We start from the raw sequence: 25,863 nt of genomic DNA, 5'->3' as shown, positions 1-25,863 counted from the left end.
TAACTCTACCTAATAGACGTTGTTAACTCTCATTCTGTAAGAAAATAGTACTATTTCAGAGGATTAAGCTATTTCACTAATAATAATTTTATAAAATAAAAATATTTTGTTGGTCATTGGTTGAATTTATATTCTTAAAATGTGGCTTTTTATTCGTGAGTGGTAAAAAATGGCAATAAAAAAGGGCACATACAGTGCCCTTATATAGAGGTGAGGTGTAAATTACATTACACGCATACCTGGCTGTGCACCTTCATGTGGCTCTAGGATCCAAAGATCTTTACCACCAGGACCTGCTGCTAGGATCATGCCTTCAGACATGCCGAACTTCATTTTGCGAGGCTTCAGGTTAGCAACCATAACAGTCATTTTGCCCACTAACTCTTCTGGTGTATAAGCTGACTTAATACCAGAGAATACTTGGCGCATTTCACCGCCAATATCTAGTTGGAATTTAAGCAGTTTGTTCGCCTTTGGCACTTCTTCACAAGATACAATCTTAGCGATACGCATATCCACTTTAGCAAAATCGTCAAATTCGATTTCAGCTTCAATTGGCTCATCTGCTAAAGGGCTTGCAGGCTTTGCAGCGGCTTCAGCGGCTGCTTTATCTGCTGCAGCTTCTTCTTTCGATGATTCAACCATAGCTGCAACGTGTGCAGGATCGATACGGTTAAATAGAGCTTTAAACTTCGTTACTTCGTGAGCTGTTAGCGGCTTGGCAATGTTTTCCCAAGTTAGTGTGTCGTTTAGGAATGCTTCACTACGCTCAGCCAGTTTTGGCATAACGGGTTTCAGGTAAGCCATTAGTACGCGGAAAAGGTTGATACCTACAGTACAAATTTCTTGTAACTCTTGGTCTTTACCTTCTTGCTTCGCAACAACCCAAGGTGCTTTTTCATCAACATATTGGTTTGCTTTATCTGCTAATGCAGTGATTTCACGAATTGCACGACCGAATTCACGGCTTTCGTATAGTTCACCGATACGATCTGCGGCTTCAACGAACTCTGCATAAAGCTCAGTTTCAACGAAATTATCAGATAACTTACCATCGAAACGTTTAGCGATGAAGCCTGCATTACGAGATGCTAGGTTAACAATCTTGTTTACTACGTCACTGTTAACACGTTGTGTGAAGTCTTCTAGATTTAAATCTAGATCATCAATACGGCTGTTTAGTTTGGCTGCGTAATAGTAGCGTAGACATTCTGGATCTAGGTGTTTTAGGTAAGTTCCTGCTTTGATGAACGTACCTTTAGACTTAGACATTTTCGCACCGTTTACTGTTACGTAACCGTGTACGAATACATTGTTTGGTTTACGGAAACCCGCACCATCTAGCATTGCTGGCCAGAATAGGCTGTGGAAGTAAACAATGTCTTTACCAATGAAGTGGTACAGTTCTGTTGAGCTATCTTTATTCCAAAACTCATCGAAGTTTAGATCGTCGCGCTTGTCACACAGGTTTTTAAATGAACCCATGTAGCCAATTGGTGCATCTAGCCATACATAGAAGTATTTGCCTTTTTCACCTGGAATTTCAAAGCCGAAGTAAGGAGCGTCACGAGAAATATCCCACTGTTGCAGGCCTGACTCGAACCACTCTTGCATCTTGTTAGATGTTTCTTCTTGAAGTGCACCAGATTTAGTCCATTCTTTTAACATGCTTTCAAATTGAGGCAGGTCGAAGAAGAAGTGCTCAGAATCTTTCATGACTGGTGTGGCACCAGAAACGGCTGATTTTGGATTGATTAAATCTGTTGGGCTGTATGTTTCACCACAGTTATCACAGTTATCACCGTATTGGTCTTCAGCTTTACATTTAGGGCATGTACCTTTTACGAAACGATCAGGTAGGAACATTTCTTTCTCAGGATCAAAAAGCTGAGAAATAGTACGGCTAGTGATAAAGCCTTTGTCTTTTAACTGAGTGTATACAAAAGATGCTAACTCACGGTTTTCTGGTGAGTGTGTGCTGTGGTAGTTACTAAAATCAATATCAAAGCCAGCAAAATCAGCTTGGTGCTCTTTGCTCACTTCTGCAATCATTTGCTCAGGTTCCATACCCATCTGCTGGGCCTTAAGCATGATTGGAGTTCCGTGTGCATCGTCGGCACAAATGAAATGAACTTCGTTGCCGCGTAGGCGCTGATAGCGAACCCAAATATCCGCTTGTACATGCTCAAGCATGTGACCTAAGTGGATAGAACCGTTAGCATACGGTAGGGCACAGGTAACCAGAATTTTTCTTGGATTGGCAGCCATAATTACTTATTTCGCTCATGATGGGTAAAAAACGTAGCTGTAAATACTACCTGATGGTTGTCGTTATTCCTAGCATCAGATACGGTTTTATCCGCTTAAAAGCTTGTGAAATCGGGCAGTTTTCATGCTTTGGTGGTAGCATTAAGTAAAACAAGTAAAATTAGCGCAGCAACAAGCTCTTAAATGACTAACTAAAGGTTAAGTTGTTGCTCGTTTGATAATAGATTATGTGGAGCGTTAACTTATGACTAACGATGTGACTCATCGTTTTCAGAATGTTGCTGATATATGCCAATGGCTAAATCACTTTGAGCATTCTCTTTTGAATTCAGAGTGGGCGGATATGCCCAATGTTGTCTCTATCTCTGCAGATGGTTTAATTACCATCACCATTCCTTTTGCTGCGGCTAAATTGGTTAATGAACTCGAAGAGTGGATTGCCAGCGAGCAACATAATGGTGTTATTCCTTCAAATGCGACTTTTAATGTACGCGCAAAAGTCGCTACCTTGGCTGTTGAGAATAAGCAACCATTACGCGGTGTGAAAAATATTATCGTAGTGAGTTCGGCGAAAGGTGGTGTTGGTAAATCAACAACGTCAGTTAATTTAGCTTTAGGTCTTCAGCAACAAGGAGCTAAAGTTGGATTACTTGATGCAGATATTTACGGCCCATCTGTCCCTATGATGTTAGGCACCATGGATCAAAAGCCACAATCTCCTGATGGTAAAATGATGCTGCCAATTGAGTCTTGCGGGTTATATACCAATTCAGTGGGGTATTTAGTACCTGCAGAAAGTGCAACGATTTGGCGTGGTCCTATGGCGTCAAAAGCGTTAGCACAAATTATCAATGAGACTTGGTGGCCTGATCTTGATTACCTTGTGATTGATATGCCACCGGGTACTGGTGATATTCAACTGACGTTATCACAACAAATACCTGTAACTGGAGCGCTAGTTGTGACGACACCACAAGATTTAGCCTTAGCTGATGCTATTAAGGGTATTAGTATGTTCAATAAAGTGGATGTGCCAGTTCTAGGGATTGTTGAGAATATGAGTTACCACGTTTGTAGTAACTGTGGTCATCATGAGCATATTTTTGGTACTGGCGGCGCAGCAAAAATGGCACAAGAATATTCAGTGCCATTATTAGCGCAACTCCCACTTGATATTAAGGTACGTCAAGATATTGATAACGGTAAACCAACTGTGGCAGTATCTCCTAACTCTGAGCAAGCGATGGCTTACATTGAATTAGCCGCGACTGTTGCAAGTCGTTTGTACTGGCAAGGCGAAACGGCGGTAGAGCAGATTACAATTCGTACTATGTAACAAAAATATGAGACGGTCTTTGGCTGTTTTGTATTCAAACGTGTCAGATGTCTCATTTTTATTGGCATCTGGCATAACAACTGCTTATAATCAGGCGGTTTAATTATTTATCTCGCCACGTGGTCTAACAGGTGCCTTCTGATATGTCTGAAAATTCACACCAATGCGTTATTATTGGTATTGCAGGTGCTTCTGCATCCGGTAAAAGTCTGATTGCCAGTACTGTATACAAAGAACTAAAAGAAAAAGTAGGCGATCATCAGATCGGTGTTATTACGGAAGATTGTTACTATAACGATCAAAGTCACCTGACCATGGATGAGCGGGTCAAAACTAACTATGATCACCCGAATGCGCTTGATCATGATTTACTTTGTGATCACCTAGAGCAGTTAATCAAAGGTGAAGCGGTAGAAGTTCCACAGTACAGTTACAGTGAACATACTCGTATGAAAGAGACTACTTTATTAACACCTAAAAAGGTGATTATTTTAGAAGGTATTCTTTTACTTACTGATCCTCGCCTACGCGATATTATGCATGCAAGTGTATTTATGGATACGCCACTTGATATCTGTCTACTTCGTCGTTTACAACGTGATGTTGCTGAGCGTGGTCGTACAATGGAATCTGTGCTTGTTCAGTATCAAAAGACGGTGCGCCCTATGTTCATGCAATTTATTGAACCGTCAAAACAATATGCTGATATCATTGTTCCGCGCGGTGGTAAAAACCGAATTGCTATCGACGTACTTAAAGCGCATATAGCGAAGTTGTTACGTTCTTAACTTTTTATAAGGCTGGCCTTTGCCAGCCTTATTTTTATCTTTCGGGAAACCCTGTTAAGATTTGCCTACACAGGTATTATTTTATTGATAATACGTGTGTTTTGTTATTCAGGAGAAAGCTCAAATGAGACTTTGTGACAAGGATATCAAGGCGTACCTTGATGAAGGAAAAATCAATATCGAGCCACGTCCAGCAGATGACTGTATTAGTGGTTTAACTGTTGATGTGACCCTTGGTAATAACTTCCGTATATTTAATGATCATGGCGCACCCTTTATCGACCTTTCTGGAAAGAAAGAAGATGTAGCATCGCAGCTTGATAAAGTAATGAGTGATGAAATTGTTGTTGAGGAAGGAGAAGCTTTTTTCCTTCATCCAGGGCAGCTCGCTTTAGCCGTGACACATGAATCAGTGACATTACCTGCTAATATCGTAGGTTGGTTGGATGGACGATCATCATTAGCGCGTTTAGGTCTAATGGTACACGTTACTGCACACCGTATCGATCCAGGCTGGTCTGGTCGTATCGTACTTGAATTTTATAATTCAGGCCGCTTACCACTGGCATTGCGTCCACATATGCCAATTGGTGCGTTAAGTTTTGAAACCTTATCTGGTGAAGCTGAAAAACCGTATAACAAACGTGTTGACGCTAAATATAAATATCAGCAAGGTGCGGTAGCCAGCCGTATTAATGAAGATGACAAAGAAGGTTAATTTTAGTCTTCAATAATTTGTATACTAAGAGGCAATCCATAGTGATTGCCTTTTTGTTATGTGTCATATTTTATCGCCTGATAGTACTACTATGATGTTTTAGGTCGAAACTATCATTATAAATCATTGTCATAACGCAGAGCTTAATAATATTAAGTTTATATTTTAATAGTTTATATTTCTTATGCAGATTTCTCATCGTGATAATGGGCGCAAGGGAAAGAGGGTAGTATGAAAAAATTACTGTATGTTTTAATCGGTATTATTATCGTCGTTGTACTAGGGATCACAGCCCTTGTCACGTTAGTAAATCCCAATCAGTTTAAAGCTGCGATTGCAGAGCAAGTAAAAAAGCAAACAGGGCGAGAATTGGATATTCGCGGCGATATTAATTGGCGTTTTTTCCCAACATTAGGTTTAAGTGTGGGGGAAACAACGTTAAATAACCCTCAAGGGTTTGCTCAACCAAACCTGATTCAATTTAAGCAAGCTGAGCTGTCTGTTTCAGTATTGCCGCTTTTATCTCATGAGCTTGATATTGGTAAAGTGCGTTTAGATGGTGCGCATGTTTTTGTGCAAACATTGAAAGATGGTCGTAGTAATTTAGATGGTTTAACTGAAAAGTCATCAACCAAAGAAGTGAATGACTCTACACCATCAAAAGCTAATAAAGATGCTGTTAGTAATGTTCAGGATGAGAAGTCAACTGCGTCAAAGGTAACGACACAGCCGTGGAAAATATCTCTTGCTGGAGTTGAACTTATCAATGCTAGTGTTGATATTATTAATGACAAAACCGGATCGAATATCGCGTTAAATAAGGTGAATTTCACCTTAGACAAACTGACACCAAATACATGGACGAAAGCGACATTTGATATTTCGGGCAGTGCTAATGCGCTAAAATTTGCAGCTAAAGGCAGTACCGAGTTAAGTTTGTCTTCTGCATATCAATTAGCTGAATTAAAAAATCTAGATTTATCTCTGACGGCCCAAGATGGAAAAACAGAGATAAAACATGCTCAAGTGACGTTGGATCACTTTCAATATGGTCAATGGACAACGGTTAATCTAAATATAGATGGCCAATTACCAGAGTTAGCTTTTGTTACCAAAGGGCAAACCCAGTTTAAATTATCGTCTGATAGAAATATTCTGACGTTAGAGAACTTATCAATAGATAATGCATTGTCAGGCAAAGCGTTACCTCGCCCTAAGATGCAGGTAAACATTAAAACTAATGCTAGTTATGATTTAACGACAAAAACAGCGACGTTATCAAAACTCAATCTGAATGCTGATGAACTAGCGTTAATGGGAGATGTATCATTTATCAACCGTGATGTTCCCGTTATCCGTTTTAATTTATCTAGCGACAATATTAATGTTGATAACTGGCTTAACAAGCAACACGGACAGGTTTCATCTGAAAAGCCTGCAGCATCAGATCAAGCTGCAAACAACGCATCAACCGAAATCGCTGCGTCAACGCCACAACAAACATCTTCACAATCGGCATCAAATACTCCTCCTGCAATACAAGAGCCGGATCTTTCAGTATTAAAAGGTATTGATGTTGACGGAACGATAATGGCGAAAAAGTTCATTATTTCACAGGCACATTTGTCTGATGTGAAACTGTCACTTGTCATTCAAAATGGGATTGCAAAGCTAAATTCGTTTACGGCAAATTTATATAAAGGCACAGTGAGTGCATCTGCACAATTGAATGTAAATACACCTTTAGCTAGCTATCAATTCCATAATCAAATAAAGGGTGTTGATATCCAGCCATTATTGGAAGATGTTGCTAATAATAAGCAGTTAGCTGGACGTGCAAATATTATTGTTAACCTTGCAGGTAAAGGCTTATCTTCACAACATTTGAAAAATAACAGTACAGGTACGATTAATGTGAATCTAACCGACGGCGCTGTTTATGGTGTGAATATATCGGAGATGATCCGTTCTGCAAAAGCCCGTTTAAAAGGTGAGAAGTTAGCAGATAGTCAGAAGCAAAAGAAAACCGATTTCTCTTCTTTAACGGCATTGCTGCAATTAGGACAAGGCCAAGCAAAGATCGATAATCTTCATCTAGTTTCACCATTACTTGATATTAATGGTAGTGGTACGACTAATTTAAATAATGAGTCATTAAACTTTTCTGTCGATACCGCCATTGTAGCAAGTGGCAAAGGGTTAGATGAATTGAAAGGTATTACTGTTCCAATTAGAATAAAAGGCACATGGCAGGAGCCTAAATACCAATTAGATTTAAAAAATCTTTTTAAGCAAAATAGCGGATTAGAGCAGAAAGCGAAGAAAGAGCTAAACCGAGGTCTTGAAAAGTTATTGGGCGATAAAGCCAAAGACGAAAAGATTAAAAATGTAGCGGATCAATTGCTTAAAGGTTTGTTTAATTAACAATATTTTTATGTTGGTCACGTTATTATTGAAAAGGTTTGCTTATTAAGGCAAGCCTTTTCTATTTTATATGTATCTGATACTAAAAAGTAAATGGCGACTTTATAGTAAGACGGTGAGCAGTGATTACTGTAACTTGATAAATGAATGACGCCATGATGATGAATTATGATAGATAAACCGACGTCGACAGATGAAAAAACAACCTTGATGTCAAAAGTAATGACGATTGTTACTTTTGTGGTCGATAAAATAAAAGCATTACCTCCCATTGATCACTTGATCCGCGCTGCGGATCGCTTTAATGATCGATTAGGGAGTCAGTTTGGTGCTGCAATCACTTATTTTTCTTTTTTATCTCTTATCCCTATTTTAATGGTGTTGTTTGCAGCAGCAGGTTTTATATTGGCCTCAAATGCTTCATTGTTAAATAGTATTATTGATAAAATAGTTGAGGGTGTTACTGATCCAAATTTAGCAACGACATTAAAAAACACCGTGAATATTGCAATTAGCCAGCGTACAACCGTCGGTTTAAGTGGTTTAGCCATTGCTTTGTATTCTGGTATTAGTTGGATGGGAAATTTACGTGAAGCCATTCGCGCACAAACCCGTGATGTATGGGAACGTAAACCTGAAGATAAAGATCACTTTTTACTGCAATATGTGAAAGATTTTGTTGCATTGACTGGGTTAGTTGGTGCATTAATTTTTACCGTTGTGCTAACGTCAGTGGCTGGCTCTGCGCAAGCAACGATTGTTGATGCGCTAGGTTTAGAAGGTATTACTTGGCTACGCCCTGTTCTTACCACTACAGCTTTAACGATATCGATCTGCGCTAACTATCTTATGTTTTTATGGATCTTTTGGATGTTACCTAAGCGCCGATTTAATCGCTGGGCACTAATGAAAGGAACACTACTTGCTGCGATAGGCTTTGAAGCAATTAAGTTTGCCATGACATTCATGTTACCTAAACTGGCAAGTTCCCCATCAGGTGCTGCGTTTGGTTCAATTATAGGCTTAATGGCATTTTTCTATTTCTTTGCGCGTCTGACGTTATTTTGTGCCGCTTGGATTGCGACAGCGAATGAACATCGGGTATTACCCGCTAGTGATGCTGAAAAACAATAAACAGTGTTAGAAAAGAGGAGGGATGACAAAACATGTCATCCCTTTTTTGTGTGGAAAGTTCTAGATCCGTTAGGAATTGACTGATTACATTCAATCTCAATAAAAGGTTCAATGAATTTATGACGAATAAGTGCGTAACTAACGACAGAAATAGCCATCGTTATAAATGTATTAATTCCAATGGAGAGTAAGATAATACTAACAATTACAATGTATGCGATAGCGTAACCTAGCACTTGATTTTCATTATGCTGAAGGGGGGCTTCGCAATGTTCGCAGTTAAAATTTTTTGAAATGGCAATAAAATTTCACATTTACAAACAATGAAATACAAAGGAGTGTATGTGGATTCAATAACGCAAGCAGCATTAGGCGCATCTGTTGCAGCGGTTGTGGCTGGACGTCACTGTAAGCCGAAAACGTTATTAGCAGGAGCAGCTTTAGGTACTTTGCCAGATCTGGATGTATTTATTAGCTATGGCGATCCTATTTCAGATACGGTGAAACATCGTGGCTTTAGCCATTCACTTTTTGTATTGCTACCATTTTCTTTATTACTCACTGCTTTGTGGGATCGTTTTCGGCCTAACGTATTATCATTTAGTCGGTTATGGTTGCTTATAGCGGCGTGCTTGCTCACCCATCCATTATTAGATTCGTTTACCACTTATGGTACGCAGCTTTTCTGGCCTTTAGATGTCAGCGTAGCAATATCCAGCATCTTTATTATCGATCCGCTTTATACCTTACCGCTATTGGTTATGTTAATTGCTAGCCTGTTGTGGCAGGAGAAAATGGCGAAGTTATGTGGTGTCGGGCTATTAATATCAAGTTGCTATTTAGTATGGTCTATCGCAGCTTATTCAATAATAAATCAGCGTGTCCATGATGAAGTAAAAAACACGCCTTTAGTCAACAAACCGATATTTATTAGTCCAACACCGTTTAATACTGTATTGTGGCGGATCATTATTTTAGATGGTAATAAATATTATGAAGGTTTTTCCTCATTATTAGATAGTAAAAAGTACGGCGAATATCCCATTCAATGGGCTCAGCGAGAGCGGGGATCTTGGCCGCTGGAGCAAACTTCAGTTCATGTTGATGATCTTAAAAAATTTTCAAATAATTATATTCAATATAAGATTATTGATAATCAATTAGTCGTAACTGATTTACGGTTGGGATTAATTGAGTATCTACCATTTCGATTTGTGGTTGCGAAACGAACATCTCAAAAAGATTGGCAATTAATTCCTCCGGTTAGAATAGAAGAACGAAAAGTGAAACCGAAACACCTTCCGGCTTTATGGCTACGTTTGCTGGGGAATCAGGATGTAAATGCCGATCTTTGCCATATCAATGAGTGTCCACTGGTAACTACTAGCCAAAGTTAGAGGTCAAAAGTAAAAAGGCAATATCGAGTGCCTTTTTTAATTTTTAAATCATCAGATTAGTCATCAGCTTGTTTTTTGGTTGGATCTTCTTGCGTTTCATAAGGCCAGTAATGATGACCGATACGAATAAGTACTGTTGCTGCAGCTAAAACAAATGCGGCTAACGATAGCCAAATAATAAAGGTGCCATCTAATTCTTTCATACCCAGTGTGATGTAGCGAGCAATCGCCATTATTGCAATATAGATAGGATAACGTACTGGAATTTTACCATTAACAACAAACTGTTGAACCATGGCCAATATTTCTAAATAGATGAACATTAAAAGAATGTCTGTTAGTAGAATATTTCTCTCTACGATGACATGTATAAATTCATTAAACATGGCAACGACGGTTGAAAGTGTTATCCCAACCAAAAGAATTGCTTCTAAGGTATGAAATATTTTAAGAAAAGGTTTGCTAAACGCTTTTGGTAAATGGGACGGCATAATTGCTCCAAAATAGCATTAATGGCTGATAAGCATGCCGCTATTATATGAAGCTATAGACTCTGTGATAGTAATAAATGTAAAAAATTAACTGGTTGTTGGTTATTTAGCCATTAAAAGTAAGGTTTATTACTTTTAATGGCTTATTCGCATTTACCAGTCAATCCCTTTTCGCGCTTTTATTCCGCTTTCAAAGGCATGCTTAACATTACGCACTTCTGATACAGTATCGGCAATTTCGAGTAATTGTCGGTGTGCCGCTCGTCCTGTAATGATCACCGATTGTGTTGTAGGGCGCTTTTCTATAGCCTCAATAACGTCATCTAACGCAATATAATCATAGGTGATCATATAAGTAAGCTCATCGAGTAATACAACATCATAGCTATCATCAGCTAGCATTGCTTTACATTGTTGCCATGTTTCTTTTGCAGCAGCTGTATCAGCTTCTTTATTTTGAGTTTCCCATGTAAATCCAGTCGCCATGACTGCAAAGTTGACACCATGTTGCGCTAGCAAATTACGCTCACCACAGTCCCATGTGCCTTTTATAAATTGCCCGACACCACAGTGCTGACCATGTCCGACGGCTCGCGCAATCATGCCAAACCCTGAAGTAGATTTTCCTTTACCATTGCCAGTGATTACCAGAACTAGTCCTTTCTCTTGTTGGGCGGCATCAATACGAGCATCAACTTGCTCTTTTAATTTTTGTTGGCGCGCTTTATGGCGATCATCCTTGTTGGTTGTATCTGTCATCTGAAATCCTTAAAAATGATAATTACTCGCAAAGGTTAATAATGTCAGGTATCCGGCTATCTCTGCAAGTTGTTGTGTCGCTCCTAAACAATCACCAGTATATCCACCGAGTTGGTGGTTGAACCAATAGCCACAACTTTGACGAATCAAGATGGTTGTTATAAGGCAACTTAATGCAAGAGATAGAGGTAATATTGAAAGTACTAATATTCCTGTTGTTAGTAAGATCCCAATATCTAGCAAAGATTGCTGATTGGCTAAAGGTTTAACCTTACTGTCCTGATCTGCACGAACATAAGGGTAAGAGAAGATAAGACTTGCTGCAGCTACTCGGCTTATACAATGAATAACAATGAAGGCATAGATAGGGAAGTAGAGGTTTATATCAGCCAATGAGACCAGTGCTAGCCATTTTAAACCTAATGCCATGACTAGTGCTGAAGCGCCATACGTGCCTAGGCGAGAATCTTTCATTATATTGAGCTTTGATTCAACCGTCCAACCACCGCCAAAGCCGTCAAACACATCAGCTAGTCCATCTTCATGGAAAGCTCCCGTGATTAAGAGACCTGAAATCATTGCTATACCAATCGCAATTGTAGCGGGAAAAAGCAGAATAAATAGTAGGTATATTAAGCTACATATCACTCCTACAATAATACCAATAACACCAAAGTAGCGATTGGCATGATTTAATCGCTCAGTGCTAAATGGAGTGCTGGTTGGTATAGGAATACGAGTGAAAAACGCTAATGCGACTAAAAAGAGTTGCCATTGATATCGATAGCCACTTTCCGTTAGTGATGATTTGCTCTGTGTTTGATGTTCAGTACTCACACAGTAACTCCTGCATCATCAAAACTCGCCATATCATTATAAAATGCGCACGCAGCTTTAATTAAAGGCAGTGCTAATACAGCACCTGTCCCTTCCCCTAGACGTAAGCCTAAGTTAAGTAATGGAGAGGCATTAAGATGTTGAAGCATACGATGATGCCCGGCTTCCTCTGAATGATGACAGAAAACAAGATAATCGATAACGTTCGGGTTAATTGCAACAGCCAGCAAGGCTGCAGCCGTTACAATAAAGCCATCAACTAATATAATCATACGGTTTTCAGCTGCTTGTAGTATACCGCCTGTGATTTGTGCAATTTCAAATCCACCAACAGCGGATAACACTTTTAACGGATCGCCTGTCGCACTATAGTGATGTTTGCAGGCAAGACGAATAAGCGCTAATTTCTTTTGATATTGGCTGTCATCAATACCTGTACCATGCCCTGTGCATGCATCTGCAGGAAGATTAAGCAGCAATGCCATGATTGCGGCTGCACTACTGGTATTGCCGATCCCCATCTCCCCAAACGCAACAAGATTTGTACCTGATTGATGCAGCGAGTCAACAACGCTCGCTCCTGCAGAAATTGCTTGTTGTACGGTATCAAGCGACATTGCATCCTGAGTGGTGAAATCTTGAGTTCCTTTGCCTAATGGCAGCCTGATTAAATCTGGATGATCATCAACATCGCCTAAAATCCCAGCATCAACAATTTTAAGCGACATATTATTGCTACGGCAAAAACAGTTTGCTGCCGCACCGCCGGCTAAAAAATTATGGACCATTTGGGTGGTTACTTCTGCGGGCGCAATACTTATTCCATGTTGTGAAATGCCATGATCTGCCGCGAAAATAAGGAGGTGAGGATTATCGATAGTCAGTGTATCGCGTTGTTGTATTAATGCGAGTTGTTCAGCAAGTGGTTCTAATTGGCCTAACGCACCAATGGGCTTTGTTTTATTATCAATGCGTTTTTTAATGTGGATAGATTGAGTTTTATCTACAGGATAAATGGTAAACACAGTGCGAATCCTTTGCCGAATGTTTGAATTATTAATTACTTAATACAGTGATTGTTTCAGAAAAGCTGGCATAAGGGGAGTCGGAATGAGAAAAACAAACGTAAAATATGATCTACAGGTAGAAAAAAGCCCACCTTGTAAGTGGGCTTGTTAATATATCTTAGCCTAGTACGTCAGAAGCAACTTTATAGGTTGGATCTTCAAGAACGTTAACTTCAACCAAACTTCCTGCTTTTTTCAGCAACTTACTACACTCAGGACTTAAGTGACGTAAATGAATGGTTTTATTACGATTAGCATAACGTTCTGCAATCGTATCAATCGCTTCGATAGCGGAATGATCGGCAACACGTGATTTAGCAAAATCAATGATCACTTCTTTTGGATCATTTTGAGCATCAAATAACTCAAGGAAATGTGATACTGAACCAAAGAAAAGTGGACCATTTACTTGGTAAACTTTTGCGCCATTATCATCGATGTGGCTTGCCGCATAAATTTCTTTAGCGTGATTCCAAGCGAACACAAGTGCAGAGTAAATAACACCGACAAGTACTGCAACCGCAAGATCTGCAATTACCGTAACGCTAGTTACTAAGATAATGGTAAAGAAATCGTGCTTAGGTACTTTGCGCATCATTTTGAAGCTTGCCCATTCAAACGTCCCGATCACAACCATGAACATAACGCCAACAAGTGCAGCAAGCGGGATCATTTCAATAAATGATGAACCAAATAAGATAAACAGTAAAAGACCAATAGCAGCTGTAATACCGGATAAACGACCACGACCACCAGAGTTAATATTGATCATGGATTGACCAATCATGGCACAACCGCCCATCGCCCCGAATACTGAACAAGTAACGTTTGCAACACCTTGACCAACACATTCACGGTTACCATGACCACGCGTATTTGTCATTTCATCAATCACAGTTAGCGTTAGTAATGATTCGATTAAACCAACCGCAGCAAGGATTAATGAGTAAGGCAAAATAATTTTTAGGGTTTCGAGGTTAAAGCCAACATCCGGTAAAGCGAATGTTGGTAAAGAGCCTGCCAGTGTTGCATTTGCGTCACCACTCATGGTGCGAACAAAATCGACGACAGTACGAGAGTCTAAACCTAAAATATGAACTAATGCTGTAACAGTTAAAATGGCAACAAGTGAAGAGGGAACTGCTTTAGTTAGTTTTGGTAAAAAATGGATGATAAGCATGGTTAACGCAACCAAGCCTAACATGATGTAAAGCTGTGTGCCGTGCATCCATTCTAAGCCACCATCAAGAGACGGAATTTTAAACTGACCTAACTGAGCTAAGAAAATTACAATCGCAAGACCGTTAACAAAACCGATCATGACAGGGTGAGGTACCATTCGAATAAATTTACCGAGACGAAACACCCCCGCAAGGATCTGCAGTAAACCTGCAAGCATGACGGCAGCAAAAAGATATTGAATACCGTGCTGGGCAACAAGGCTAACCATCACAACGGCCATTGCACCTGTAGCACCTGAAATCATACCTGGGCGACCACCTAAAACGGCAGTAATTAAACCGACAATAAAGGCTGCATATAAGCCAACCATCGGGTCTACGCCAGCAACGAATGCGAAAGCAACGGCTTCAGGTACCAATGCAAGTGCAACGGTTAAGCCTGAAAGTACGTCATTTTTGACGGATTGATGAGTTTTTTGGGGAAAATCTAACATGTTAGTTGAGGATTCTTCTATTATTTGCTGTATTTAAAGCGCATTTTGGTTAACAGAATGCTACAGAAAGTTGTAATTAGCTTCAACTTTTGTCGGCTAATAACGGCATTTACTCCGCTTACAAGTAAAAAATTAGAGCTATATGTAATTATTAAACATAAAGTGCGCTGGTTTTGACTCATAATTAGATAATAAAAAAGCCATGCAAGAGCATGGCTTTTTCATTGCTAAACTTAACTTTTAGTCAAAAGAAGGTTTAGTCATTGGTGCTGCAGCACTGTTTGTTGCTGTTTGGCTACCCGCCGCACGTGTATTAGTACGCTCGCGTAATGGTGCCGCTTGAACAACAGAGCCTGAAACATGTTCTTCAGGTGCTGGCGCTTTTGTCATTGCAGAGGTAGCATGGAAACCACGAGGTGAGGTTGCCATTACAGCTGTTGCAACAGCAGGTAAATCAACGACTGCAGTTACAGGTGATTTAATTTCAACTGTCTCTTCTGTTTTGATTACCGGAGCTGCTATTTCTTCAACAATAACTGGTTTTTCAACCACTTGCTCAGCAGCAGGTTCTGACTTCATTTCCACTGTTGTTTCTTCTGCTGTATAGCGTGGGAAGACTTTACCCATCGCCATTTCAGGAATAGCAACGCCAGAAAGTGTCGTCGTTTCAACTGCAACTACTTCAGATTTAGCTTCTACTACTGGTGTATTAATGATGATGTCATTTGTTTCAACTTCATCAATCATATCTGCAGTATCAGCTTTCTCTTCTGTGATGTTTTTCTCAACAGGCGCTTCAACGGCTGGCTTGATACGAGACCAAACTTTACCCATTGCCATTTCAGGGATTGCAACACCTGAAGTAGGACGCATTGTTTTTGGCTTTTCAACGATAGAAACAACATTAACCATCTCGCTAATACTATCAGCAGCATCAATAGCAGCCTGCTCAATGGCATTTGCTTCTTCATTGGTAACAAAGTCAGATTTCTCTACGCGTGTATCACGCATGCGGCGACGACGCTGACCACTTGCACGTAAGTGACGTGGTGAGCGGCGATTACGGCGCTGAGTGCCTTCCTGCTCTTCATTATCAGTTTGCTCGTCAGACACAACCTGAGTTTTTTCAGGTTTGTCTTGTGCTTCTTTAGCAATACTGGTGCCCAATGCCATTAATGGTGATGGTGTTTGCTCTACAGCAGTTTCAACAGCTTCAACTTTTTCGACAGCATCAACGGTTGCATTTTGTTGTTCAACTGATTTTTCAACATTATCTGTGATACGTACTTTTTTACGAAGTTGACGACGCTGGCGACGTTGCTTCACTTTTACCGCTTTTTCTTCGCTATCACGTTGTGCATCAGCAGGTTGTTCAGTTGTTGCTTTAGTTGTTTGCTCGCCTTGTTGTTGACGTTGCTGTTTTTGCGCTTGAGTTTCTTCTTTACGAGACTGACGCTTTTGCTCTTTCGCTTCATCGTTATTACGGTTTTGGCGAGGAGCTTTTGCAGCCTTATCGTTTTGCTGTTGACGGTTTTTGTCGTTACGGTCATTGCGGCGACGATTTTGGCGTTGCTCGTTATTACGTTCTTGACGTTCGTCATTGTTCTCAACATCGTTGTTATCTTGTCGATTATTACGACGGTTGTTATCACGACTGTTGTCACGGTTATTACGACGGTTGTCAGAACGATCGTTGCGACGGTTGTTGTTGCGACGATTATTTTGATTGTTGTTTGGTTCTGCTTTTACTTCAACAGGTTTCTCTTGTTGCTGTTCAGGGCTACCAGAGAAGAATGATGCTAATGCAGAGAAGAAACGGCTTAACAAACCAGGTTTATTGGTTGATTCAGTAGCAGGCTTAGCCGTTACTTTTGGTGTCGGCTTAGCTGCAGGTTTTGCAACAGGAGCTGGTTGTTTTGGTGCAGTGAAACCTTGAAGTACTGGCTCTTCACGTTTTTTGATAACGCGCTCAGGTTGTGGTGCTTCAATTGCTTCAGCTTCTTTTAACGCTTCTAACGTTTTAGGGATATGGTATGAAAGTGTATCTTGCTCTTCACCTTCACGAATACGCAGAACTTCAAAGTGCGGCGTTTCCATATCAGAGTTAGGAACGATAACAACACGTACACCGTGGTACTTTTCAATGTGCTGAACTGAACGACGCTTTTCGTTGAGAAGATATGAGGCAACAGGTACAGGTACAATAGCAAGTACTTGTGAGCTGTTATCTTTCAGTGCTTCTTCTTCGATTAGTCGTAGGATTGATAGTGATAGTGATTCATTATCACGAACAACACCAGTACCAGAACAGCGAGGACAAACGTGGTGGCTCGCTTCTGCAAGAGAAGGGCTTAAACGTTGACGAGACATTTCAAGTAGACCGAAACGTGAGATTCGACCAATTTGAACACGTGCGCGATCCATACGAACAGCTTCACGTAAACGGTTTTCAACTTCACGTTGGTGGCGAACAGGTGTCATATCAATAAAGTCGATAACAACCAGACCACCTAAGTCACGTAGACGTAATTGACGTGCAATTTCATCGGCAGCTTCTAAGTTTGTCTGTAGTGCTGTTTCTTCAATATCGCCGCCCTTTGTTGCACGAGCAGAGTTGATATCGATAGACGTTAATGCTTCTGTTGGATCAATAACAACAGAGCCACCTGAAGGTAAACGAACTTCGCGCTGGAACGCAGAGTCAATTTGGCTTTCAATTTGGTAGTGGCTAAATAGTGGAACCTCACCCTCGTAACGCTTCACACGAGACAAGAAATCAGGACGAACTAATTTAATATGATCACGTGCGCGGTCGAAAATTTTCGGGCTATCGATAAGAATTTCACCGATGTCACGACGTAAATAATCGCGGATTGCGCGAGCAATCACATTACTTTCTTGGTGGATAAGAAACGGAGCTGATTGTGAATCGGCTGCTTCTTTTACAGCATTCCAATGGTTTAGTAGAACGTTTAAATCCCACTCAAGCTCTTCACCTGATTTGCCCACACCAGCTGTACGTACAATCAGACCCATACCTTGCGGTAAGTCTAATGTGCTTAGTGCAGCTTTAAGTTGGGTACGCTCTTCACCTTCGATACGACGAGAAATACCGCCAGCACGAGGGTTGTTAGGCATTAAAACAAGGTAACTACCTGCTAGAGAGATAAAAGTAGTAAGGGCTGCGCCTTTGTTTCCGCGTTCTTCTTTATCAACTTGAACGATAACTTCTTGGCCTTCTTTTAGGACTTCCTTGATATTAGGACGACCTTGGTAAGAATAATTGGCAGGGAAGTAATCTTTCGCAACTTCTTTAAGAGGAAGGAAACCATGACGCTCAGCACCATAATCAACGAACGCTGCTTCCAGACTTGGTTCGATGCGTGTGATGCGGCCTTTGTAGATATTTGCTTTTTTAGATTCGTGACCAGGGCTTTCGATATCAAGATCAAATAGCTTTTGGCCATCAACTAATGCGACGCGCAACTCTTCCTTCTGAGTTGCGTTAATCAACATTCTTTTCATTATATTGTACTCATTTATTGTCGTTGTATTAGTACGCTAGTTACATCTGTTTTTTGATGGCGCCGGACTCCAAGTCTGATGTACGGTTGCAACCTCACGGTTGGAATGCAGGAGTGCTTTCTGGCCACACTTATCAGCCAACTGTATGTGAGATGGTTAGATCTAAAAAATACAGCTGGTATCACCACATTGAAGTGGTTGTATCTGTCACATCAAAAAAAAATGTAATTTGACGCACTAAAAAAAACTCCGATAACCCTAACGTCTTACGCCATTTGCTGCGTTGATTATCTGAGTTGTATAAAAAATAGCCATAAAGATGATTGTATACTCATCTTGTCAATGAAGTAGGCAAAAAAACCGACCTCAGCACACAATGATAGCAGGCTCACTTTTTTGCGGCAATCTGCTTTATTTGCGTGATACAATCAAACCCATGACAGAAGATAAACCTAAAGTGCAATTCATCGAAATTAGCGATGACTTTGCAGGCCAGCGGATTGATAATTTTCTCCGCGCTAGGCTTAAAAACGTACCAAAAAGTATGATTTACCGCATTTTGCGTAAAGGCGAGGTGCGAGTAAACAAAAAACGTATTAAACCTGAATATAAATTGCAGGATGGTGATCTAGTACGCGTACCGCCGGTTTTTGTTCCTGAAAAAGAAGAACAAGCACCAGTAAGTACCAAGTTGAATAAAGTCGCTGAATTAGAGCATTGCATCATCTATGAAGATGATCATATGTTAATTCTGAATAAACCATCAGGGACAGCCGTTCATGGTGGTAGTGGCTTAAAATTTGGTGCTATTGAAGCATTACGAGCGTTACGCCCTGATGCGCGATTTTTGGAACTTGTTCACCGAATTGACCGTGATACCTCGGGCATTTTGTTAGTGGCAAAGAAGCGTTCAGCTCTTCGTCAACTGCAAGAGCAATTTAGAAATAAAACGGTGCAGAAATATTACTTCGCTTTAGTAATGGGAGAATGGAAAGCGAATTGCCGAAAAGTCACTGCACCTTTGTTAAAAAATGAAGTAAACAGTATTGTACGTGTTAACCCACAAGGTAAAGCATCCGATACGCGTTTTAAAGTATTAGAGCGATTCCCGCAGGCGACATTGGTACAAGCTAGCCCTGTAACTGGTCGTACGCATCAGATTCGTGTGCATTGTCAGTATGAAGGCCATCCTATTGCTTGGGATGATCGTTATGGTGACCCACGTTTTGATGCCTACACTAAAAAAACAGGTTTAGGGCGTTTGTTCCTTCATGCTGCAAATATTAAATTTACGCATCCAAGTACGGATGAAGCGATGGATATTAGCGCGCCAATGGAACCGGTTTTAGAACGTTGTTTGGAAAAACTACGTCAAATGTAACCAAAGTGAAAGGCGAGAAAATAGTCTCGCCTTTTGTTTACTCGAATGTTAATGGCGTAAGTCTTATAAAACAGGCACACCCTCATTAGTTAACATTTCAGTTAATGCAATTAAAGGTAATCCTACGAGCGTGTTAGGATCGCGCCCTTCAAGTTTATCAAATAGTGCTATTCCTAAACCTTCGCTTTTAAAACTCCCTGCACAATATAAAGGTTGTTCTTTTCTCACGTAATTCTCAATTTGTTGTGACGTTAGTGTTTTAAAGTGAACATGAAAGGGTTCACAAATCACTTGAGTTGATTGTGTTTTTGCATTGTAAACACATAGCCCAGTATAAAAGGTAATGGTTTTGCCACTTGCGGCTTGTAATTGTTTACAAGCATTTTCTTCAGTATGAGGTTTGCCTAAGATTTTCCCGTCAATTACACAAACTTGATCTGATCCTATAATAAGAGAATCTGGGTAAGTACTGGCACAAGCTTTGGCTTTTAATTGTGCGAGTCTACAGACTAATTCTTGAGCGGATTCTGTGGGTAATGCCGTCTCATCAGTTTCAGGGCTTGCCGTTTCAAAAGGGAGCGCTAACTTTTCGAGTAGCATTTTTCGGTAAGGAGAGGTTGATGCTAGTAATAATGGTTGTGTCATAACAGTGTTCTACACATTTAGAGTGAATTTTAATACATCAATGATATAGGAAGTTTCACTATGATTGCTGCAACTTTTATTAGGATTATATTGAATTGAGATTGTTGTATTACGGTTGTTTCATTCCACAATTCGGTGTATGTTCCCGCATAATTTGTTAGATCCCCAACTAGACCAATGCAAGATTCATATTGTTCAAAATATATGTGGGTTATTGATAGCGACGGCATATGATTATGCGCCTATGTCAGTTGCTTTGTGCGCTATGTTGGGTGTTATTTCATCGATTGTTCCGACACGATCAAGTGATTGAGTAGCAGACATTTATAATTTTATTACTGAGATGTGGTGTCGAAGCGTTTTGTAATTTTCATCACAGCATGAGAATTGGTCAAAAGCTGTTAAATCACACACATTTCCTTTGACTCAAACAGACTATAAGGCTAATATTCGCGCCCTATGCAAAAGGTAAAATTGCCGCTAAAGGTAGATCCAGTACGCACAGCACAAAAAAGACTCGATTATGATGGCATCATCAAAGCCGATCTTTTGTCTCGCCTAGCTGAATCAACCCAGAGCGTAATAAGTGATGCAAACGTCAACTTGTCTTTTGACCTTGACCAACGTCGTATTCCTTTCATCCGCGGTATCGCAGATGTAGACGTGATGTTGACCTGCCAGCGATGTCAGGGAGAATTTCCACACCATATTCATGTGGAATTCTGTTATAGTCCGGTTCGCAACGAAGAAGCCGTAGATGAGTTACCGGAAGCCTATGAGCCGACAATCGTCGACGAAAATGGCGAGATCAACCTGATTCAACTTGTTGAAGACGAATTGATTCTGGAATTACCACAAGTCGCAATGCACGACGATGCTGATTGTAAAATTGGCTCGAAGAACATGTCTTTTGGTGAGATCCCCGTTGCTGATGAGCGTCCGAATCCGTTTGCAGTATTGAAAAATCTTAAGAGTTAAATTTAACAGGAGTAGGGTTAATGGCCGTACAAAAGAGCAAAAAATCACGTGCAGCACGTGGTATGCGTCGTTCACACGATGCCCTAACTACAGCAGCAGTTTCTGTAGATAAAGCATCTGGTGAGACTCACCTACGTCACCACGTGACAGCTGACGGTTTCTACCGTGGCCGCAAGGTTATCAACAAGTAAGGTTGAACCTTGATGGGTCTTACCGTTGCACTTGATGCAATGGGCGGGGATTTCGGTCCTCAAGTAACAGTGCCTGCCGCCGTGCAGGCACTGTTGCATTCGCCTGAGCTCAAACTTATTCTTTTTGGTGATCTAAGTGCAATCACTGCGCAGTTAACTCTCCTCAATAAGCTTAACCATCCTAGGCTAACGATCGTACATTGCGATACCGTTATCGCCAACGAAACACGTCCATCACAAGCCCTTCGACATAGTAAAGGCTCATCTATGCGAATGGCATTAGATGCAGTTGCAGCAGGCCAAGCAGATGCATGTGTCAGCGCAGGTAATACTGGCGCACTCATGGCATTATCACGTTTTGTGTTGAAACAACTCCCGGGTGTTGAACGTCCTGCATTAATTTCAGCGATACCCAATCGTGGTGAAAATCCAACATGGCTTCTTGATCTTGGCGCGAATGTGTCTTGTGATGCTGATACTTTATTCCAGTTTGCAGTTATGGGCTCTGTTCTTGCTGAACAAACCTTAGGTGCTACGCCGCGTGTCGCATTATTAAATATTGGCGAAGAAGAGATCAAAGGTAATGATTTGGTCAAACGTTGTGCTGAAATGTTGATTCAATCTCCGGATATCAACTATGTTGGCTACGTTGAAGGCCACCAACTTTATTCAGATAAAGCCGATGTTATAGTGTGTGATGGTTTCGTTGGCAATGTGAGTTTAAAGACCAGTGAAGGGGTCGCAAACTTATTTATTGAACGGATAAAACGTGCAATAGGTAGGAACCCAATTCGACGCATTATTGCTAAATGGCTGTTTAGTGAGCTATTTGAGAGCTTGCAACAGTTGAACCCCGACCAGTATAACGGTGCAAGTCTGTTAGGATTGCGCGGTATTGTGGTTAAAAGCCATGGAAGTGCTGATACTGTCGCTTTCGCTCATGCGATAAGTGAAGCGGTTTACGAAGTTAAACAACAAATACCGAACAAAATCAGTGACCGTTTAGAAGAGGTCCTACTCGAGAGGCACTATTAGTCTTCATGAATAGCAAAATTCTAGGAACTGGCAGCTACCTGCCACAACAAGTACGCTCGAATGCGGACTTAGAAAAAATGGTAGAAACAAGCGATGAGTGGATTGTGACACGAACTGGTATTCGTGAACGTCGTATTTCATCTGAAGATGAAACTGTTGCCGTAATGGGCTACCAAGCCTCGTTAAAGGCAATTGAGATGGCGGGGATTGATAAAGAAGATATCGATCTGATCATTGTTGCCACCTCTAGCGCCAGCCATTCATTTCCATCAGCAGCTTGCCAAGTGCAAGGTATGCTAGATATTAAAGGCTGCCCTGCATTTGATTTATCAGCGGCATGTACAGGCTTTGTTTATGCGTTAAGTGTTGCTGATCAGCATATCAAAACGGGTATGGCGAAAAATGTACTTGTGATCGGTTCTGATGCACTTTCTCATTGCTGTGATCCAGAAGATCGCTCAACCATTATTTTATTTGGTGATGCGGCGGGTGCGGTTGTGATTGGTGCGAGTGAAGAGCCGGGTATTATTTCAACGCATTTATATGCTGATGGTCATTTTGGTGGTTTATTAAGTCTAGCTGTGCCAGAACATGGTAAAGATTTTGATGCCAATAAGTGGCTTTACATGGCTGGTAATGAAGTATTTAAAGTGGCGGTAACCCAGTTATCGAACTTAGTGAAAAGTACGCTTGCTGAAAATAATATGGATAAGTCAGAATTAGATTGGCTTGTGCCTCACCAAGCGAATATGCGTATTATCTCAGCGACGGCTAAAAAATTATCTATGTCGATGGATCAAGTTGTGGTTACGCTTGATCGTCATGGTAATACATCAGCTGCAACTGTCCCAACAGCATTAGATGAAGCGGTTCGTGATGGCCGTATTCAACGTGGTCAAACATTATTACTAGAAGCGTTTGGTGGCGGTTTCACTTGGGGCTCAGCATTAGTGAAGTTTTAATCAAGTGGTTAAACATTACTGATTTGCTTTTATTTTTAGTGCATTAAAACTAATAAGCAATATATTAGTTTTAATGCATATTAATCGACTAATGATTAGTCAATAAAGAAGGATTCTCGAATGTCTAAGTTCGCGATTGTTTTCCCAGGTCAGGGCTCTCAAACCGTTGGTATGCTAGCTGAATTAGCAGAACAATTTGATGTGGTTAAAGAAACGTTCTCTGAGGCATCTGATGCGCTAGGTTACGATCTTTGGGCGCTGGTTCAAAACGGCCCAGCAGAAGATTTAAACCAAACACAACGCACTCAGCCTGCATTGTTAACAGCATCTGTTGCGATTTGGCGTGTATGGCAGCAGCAAGGCGGTGAGCAACCAACGCTACTTGCAGGTCACAGCCTTGGTGAATACTCTGCACTAGTATGTGCTGGTGTTATCGATTTTAAAGCTGCGGTAAAACTAGTTGAACTTCGTGGTCAACTAATGCAAGAAGCAGTACCGGCTGGTGTTGGTGCTATGTCTGCAATTATCGGTCTTGATAACGATGCAATTGCGAAAGCATGTGAAGAAGCAGCTCAAGGCGAAGTATGTTCTCCTGTGAACTTCAATTCACCGGGCCAGGTTGTTATTGCGGGTAATAAAGAAGCAGTAGAGCGTGCAAACGTCCTATGTAAAGAAGCGGGCGCTAAACGTGCACTTCCTCTTCCTGTATCTGTACCTTCTCACTGCGCTTTGATGAAACCTGCGGCGGATAAGCTTGCAGTAGCACTAGAAGCTATCGAATTTAATGCACCGTCTGTACCTGTTATTAACAATGCTGACGTGGCAACAGAAACTGATCCTGCAGCGATTAAGCTTGCACTTGTTAAGCAGTTATACAGCCCAGTACGTTGGACTGAATCTGTTGAGCGCATGGCTGCAGAAGGTATTGAAGAATTATTAGAAATGGGTCCAGGTAAAGTATTAACTGGCCTAACTAAGCGTATTGATCGCGCACTTAGCGGTGCTGCAGTTAATGATATTGCTTCATTAGAAGCGGCTATGGCTAAGTAGTCATTAAGCTTTAAAGAGGATTTACAATGAGCCTGGAAGGTAAAGTTGCACTAGTTACAGGTGCAAGCCGTGGTATCGGCCGTGCAATTGCTGAAATTTTAGTAGAGCGTGGCGCAACAGTTATTGGTACTGCAACATCTGAAAGTGGTGCTGAAGCTATCAGTGCGTATCTTGGTGACAAAGGTAAAGGTCTTGCACTAAATGTGACTTCACCTGAGTCAATTGAATCAGTTTTAAAACAGATTAAAGCAGATTTTGGCGATGTTGACATTTTGGTGAACAATGCTGGTATCACTCGTGATAATCTACTGATGCGTATGAAAGATGATGAATGGCAAGATATCATTGATACTAACCTAACATCTATCTTCCGCCTTTCTAAAGCAGTACTGCGTGCAATGATGAAAAAGCGTAACGGTCGTATCATCAGCATTGGCTCTGTTGTGGGTACTATGGGTAATGCGGGTCAAACGAACTACGCAGCAGCAAAAGCTGGCCTATTAGGTTTCACAAAATCAATGGCACGCGAGGTAGCTTCTCGTGGTATTACAGTTAACGCAGTAGCTCCAGGTTTTATCGAAACAGATATGACCAAAGCGTTAAATGATGACCAACGTGCAGCAACACTTGCAAATGTACCTGCTGGTCGTTTAGGTGATCCGCGCGAAATTGCAGCAGCAGTTGCATTTTTAGCCTCAGATGATGCTGCTTATGTAACGGGCGAAACTTTGCACGTTAACGGCGGTATGTACATGATTTAATCAAAAGATTTGCAATACTTAATGACGCAAGTCAAACTGATCTAGTTTTATGATAAAATCGTGGTTTGACCAGCACTATGAGTGTTGCAACTTTTGTCGTAATGAATAAACTACAGCAAATCGCATTAGCGAATTCTTGTTAAGGAAATATATTAGTATGAGCAACATCGAAGAACGCGTAAAAAAAATCATCGTTGAGCAACTAGGCGTAGACGAAGCTGAAGTTAAAAACGAATCATCTTTCGTTGACGATCTAGGTGCAGACTCACTAGATACAGTTGAACTAGTAATGGCTCTTGAAGAAGAATTCGATACAGAGATTCCAGACGAAGAAGCTGAAAAAATTACTACTGTTCAAGCTGCAATCGACTACGTAAACAGCGCACAGTAATATAAAAATGAATATATCCAGGCGGTCTTTATGACCGCCTGTTTTTTTTT

At 40.8% G+C, this 25,863-nt stretch carries 22 protein-coding genes; 14 read left to right on the top strand and 8 right to left on the bottom strand.

Going from position 1 to position 25,863, the window contains the following annotated elements; all coding sequences use genetic code 11:
• Positions 1-222: 222 nt before the first annotated feature.
• The gene (gene metG, locus CTN01_RS03080; RefSeq protein ID WP_045149531.1) at positions 223-2,268 is read right to left on the bottom strand and encodes a methionine--tRNA ligase; all 2,046 of its coding nucleotides are present in this window, start codon (positions 2,266-2,268) and stop codon (positions 223-225) included.
• A gap of 244 nt (positions 2,269-2,512) precedes the next feature.
• Between metG and apbC the strand changes: the two genes are divergently transcribed.
• The 6 genes from apbC to CTN01_RS03045 all read left to right on the top strand — a co-directional run bounded on the left by apbC (position 2,513) and on the right by CTN01_RS03045 (position 10,065).
• A complete protein-coding gene (gene apbC, locus CTN01_RS03075; protein WP_045127831.1) occupies positions 2,513-3,604 on the top strand; it encodes an iron-sulfur cluster carrier protein ApbC in 1,092 nt (363 codons plus the stop codon).
• Between the two features lie 143 nt (positions 3,605-3,747).
• Positions 3,748-4,392 carry a uridine kinase gene (gene udk / locus CTN01_RS03070; RefSeq protein WP_005368747.1) on the top strand — a complete coding sequence of 215 codons (645 nt, stop codon included), beginning with the start codon at positions 3,748-3,750 and terminating at the stop codon, positions 4,390-4,392.
• A gap of 124 nt (positions 4,393-4,516) precedes the next feature.
• A complete protein-coding gene (gene dcd / locus CTN01_RS03065; RefSeq protein WP_005368745.1) occupies positions 4,517-5,110 on the top strand; it encodes a dCTP deaminase in 594 nt (197 codons plus the stop codon).
• A 231-nt stretch (positions 5,111-5,341) separates the two neighbouring features.
• Positions 5,342-7,534 carry an AsmA family protein gene (locus CTN01_RS03060; RefSeq protein WP_045149529.1) on the top strand — a complete coding sequence of 731 codons (2,193 nt, stop codon included), beginning with the start codon at positions 5,342-5,344 and terminating at the stop codon, positions 7,532-7,534.
• A gap of 168 nt (positions 7,535-7,702) precedes the next feature.
• Complete coding sequence (gene yhjD, locus CTN01_RS03055; RefSeq protein WP_045149528.1) at positions 7,703-8,668, top strand: inner membrane protein YhjD; 966 nt, start codon at positions 7,703-7,705, stop codon at positions 8,666-8,668.
• Between the two features lie 344 nt (positions 8,669-9,012).
• Positions 9,013-10,065: a metal-dependent hydrolase gene (locus CTN01_RS03045; RefSeq protein ID WP_045149526.1), complete on the top strand. Its 1,053-nt coding sequence runs from the start codon at positions 9,013-9,015 to the stop codon at positions 10,063-10,065.
• Between the two features lie 56 nt (positions 10,066-10,121).
• On the opposite strand, the gene CTN01_RS03040 is transcribed toward CTN01_RS03045, so the two are convergent.
• The 6 genes from CTN01_RS03040 to rne all read right to left on the bottom strand — a co-directional run bounded on the left by CTN01_RS03040 (position 10,122) and on the right by rne (position 18,419).
• A complete protein-coding gene (locus CTN01_RS03040) occupies positions 10,122-10,556 on the bottom strand; it encodes a phosphate-starvation-inducible protein PsiE (RefSeq protein WP_005368738.1) in 435 nt (144 codons plus the stop codon).
• A 153-nt stretch (positions 10,557-10,709) separates the two neighbouring features.
• Positions 10,710-11,315, bottom strand: a complete 606-nt coding sequence (cobO, locus tag CTN01_RS03035) for a cob(I)yrinic acid a,c-diamide adenosyltransferase (protein WP_005368737.1) — start codon at positions 11,313-11,315, stop codon at positions 10,710-10,712.
• Between the two features lie 9 nt (positions 11,316-11,324).
• A complete protein-coding gene (locus CTN01_RS03030) occupies positions 11,325-12,152 on the bottom strand; it encodes an adenosylcobinamide-GDP ribazoletransferase (RefSeq protein WP_045149524.1) in 828 nt (275 codons plus the stop codon).
• Entirely contained in the window at positions 12,149-13,177 is a 1,029-nt protein-coding gene (cobT, locus tag CTN01_RS03025) for a nicotinate-nucleotide--dimethylbenzimidazole phosphoribosyltransferase (RefSeq protein WP_045149523.1), read from the bottom strand. Before cobT ends, CTN01_RS03030 begins: the two co-directional genes overlap by 4 nt.
• Before the next feature lie 160 nt (positions 13,178-13,337).
• On the bottom strand, positions 13,338-14,894 hold the full coding sequence (locus CTN01_RS03020) for a SulP family inorganic anion transporter (protein ID WP_045149521.1): 1,557 nt from the start codon (positions 14,892-14,894) through the stop codon (positions 13,338-13,340).
• 240 nt (positions 14,895-15,134) lie between these two features.
• Entirely contained in the window at positions 15,135-18,419 is a 3,285-nt protein-coding gene (gene rne / locus CTN01_RS03015; RefSeq protein WP_045149520.1) for a ribonuclease E, read from the bottom strand.
• A 436-nt stretch (positions 18,420-18,855) separates the two neighbouring features.
• Here rne and rluC point away from each other — a divergent pair, with 436 nt between their 5' ends.
• On the top strand, positions 18,856-19,800 hold the full coding sequence (gene rluC, locus CTN01_RS03010) for a 23S rRNA pseudouridine(955/2504/2580) synthase RluC (protein WP_045083428.1): 945 nt from the start codon (positions 18,856-18,858) through the stop codon (positions 19,798-19,800).
• A gap of 63 nt (positions 19,801-19,863) precedes the next feature.
• Here rluC and CTN01_RS03005 read toward each other — a convergent pair whose 3' ends face one another.
• Positions 19,864-20,445: a Maf family protein gene (locus CTN01_RS03005; RefSeq protein ID WP_045149519.1), complete on the bottom strand. Its 582-nt coding sequence runs from the start codon at positions 20,443-20,445 to the stop codon at positions 19,864-19,866.
• 459 nt (positions 20,446-20,904) lie between these two features.
• Here CTN01_RS03005 and yceD point away from each other — a divergent pair, with 459 nt between their 5' ends.
• From yceD to acpP, 7 genes are all read left to right on the top strand, one after another.
• Positions 20,905-21,423 carry a 23S rRNA accumulation protein YceD gene (gene yceD / locus CTN01_RS03000; RefSeq protein ID WP_005368721.1) on the top strand — a complete coding sequence of 173 codons (519 nt, stop codon included), beginning with the start codon at positions 20,905-20,907 and terminating at the stop codon, positions 21,421-21,423.
• A 20-nt stretch (positions 21,424-21,443) separates the two neighbouring features.
• A complete protein-coding gene (rpmF, locus tag CTN01_RS02995) occupies positions 21,444-21,614 on the top strand; it encodes a 50S ribosomal protein L32 (RefSeq protein ID WP_005368719.1) in 171 nt (56 codons plus the stop codon).
• 9 nt (positions 21,615-21,623) lie between these two features.
• Complete coding sequence (gene plsX, locus CTN01_RS02990; protein WP_161793982.1) at positions 21,624-22,649, top strand: phosphate acyltransferase PlsX; 1,026 nt, start codon at positions 21,624-21,626, stop codon at positions 22,647-22,649.
• Positions 22,650-22,654: 5 nt separating this feature from the next.
• Positions 22,655-23,611: a beta-ketoacyl-ACP synthase III gene (locus CTN01_RS02985; RefSeq protein WP_005368715.1), complete on the top strand. Its 957-nt coding sequence runs from the start codon at positions 22,655-22,657 to the stop codon at positions 23,609-23,611.
• Between the two features lie 120 nt (positions 23,612-23,731).
• Positions 23,732-24,661, top strand: coding sequence for an ACP S-malonyltransferase (gene fabD / locus CTN01_RS02980; protein ID WP_005368714.1), 930 nt, complete (start codon positions 23,732-23,734; stop codon positions 24,659-24,661).
• Between the two features lie 26 nt (positions 24,662-24,687).
• The gene (gene fabG / locus CTN01_RS02975; RefSeq protein ID WP_005368713.1) at positions 24,688-25,422 is read left to right on the top strand and encodes a 3-oxoacyl-ACP reductase FabG; all 735 of its coding nucleotides are present in this window, start codon (positions 24,688-24,690) and stop codon (positions 25,420-25,422) included.
• 157 nt (positions 25,423-25,579) lie between these two features.
• Positions 25,580-25,813, top strand: coding sequence for an acyl carrier protein (gene acpP / locus CTN01_RS02970; RefSeq protein WP_005368712.1), 234 nt, complete (start codon positions 25,580-25,582; stop codon positions 25,811-25,813).
• Positions 25,814-25,863 lie beyond the last annotated feature (50 nt).

The organism is Photobacterium angustum, from assembly GCF_003026365.1.
GTDB lineage: Bacteria > Pseudomonadota > Gammaproteobacteria > Enterobacterales > Vibrionaceae > Photobacterium > Photobacterium angustum.
This window is presented reverse-complemented; position numbering and strand designations above follow the sequence as displayed.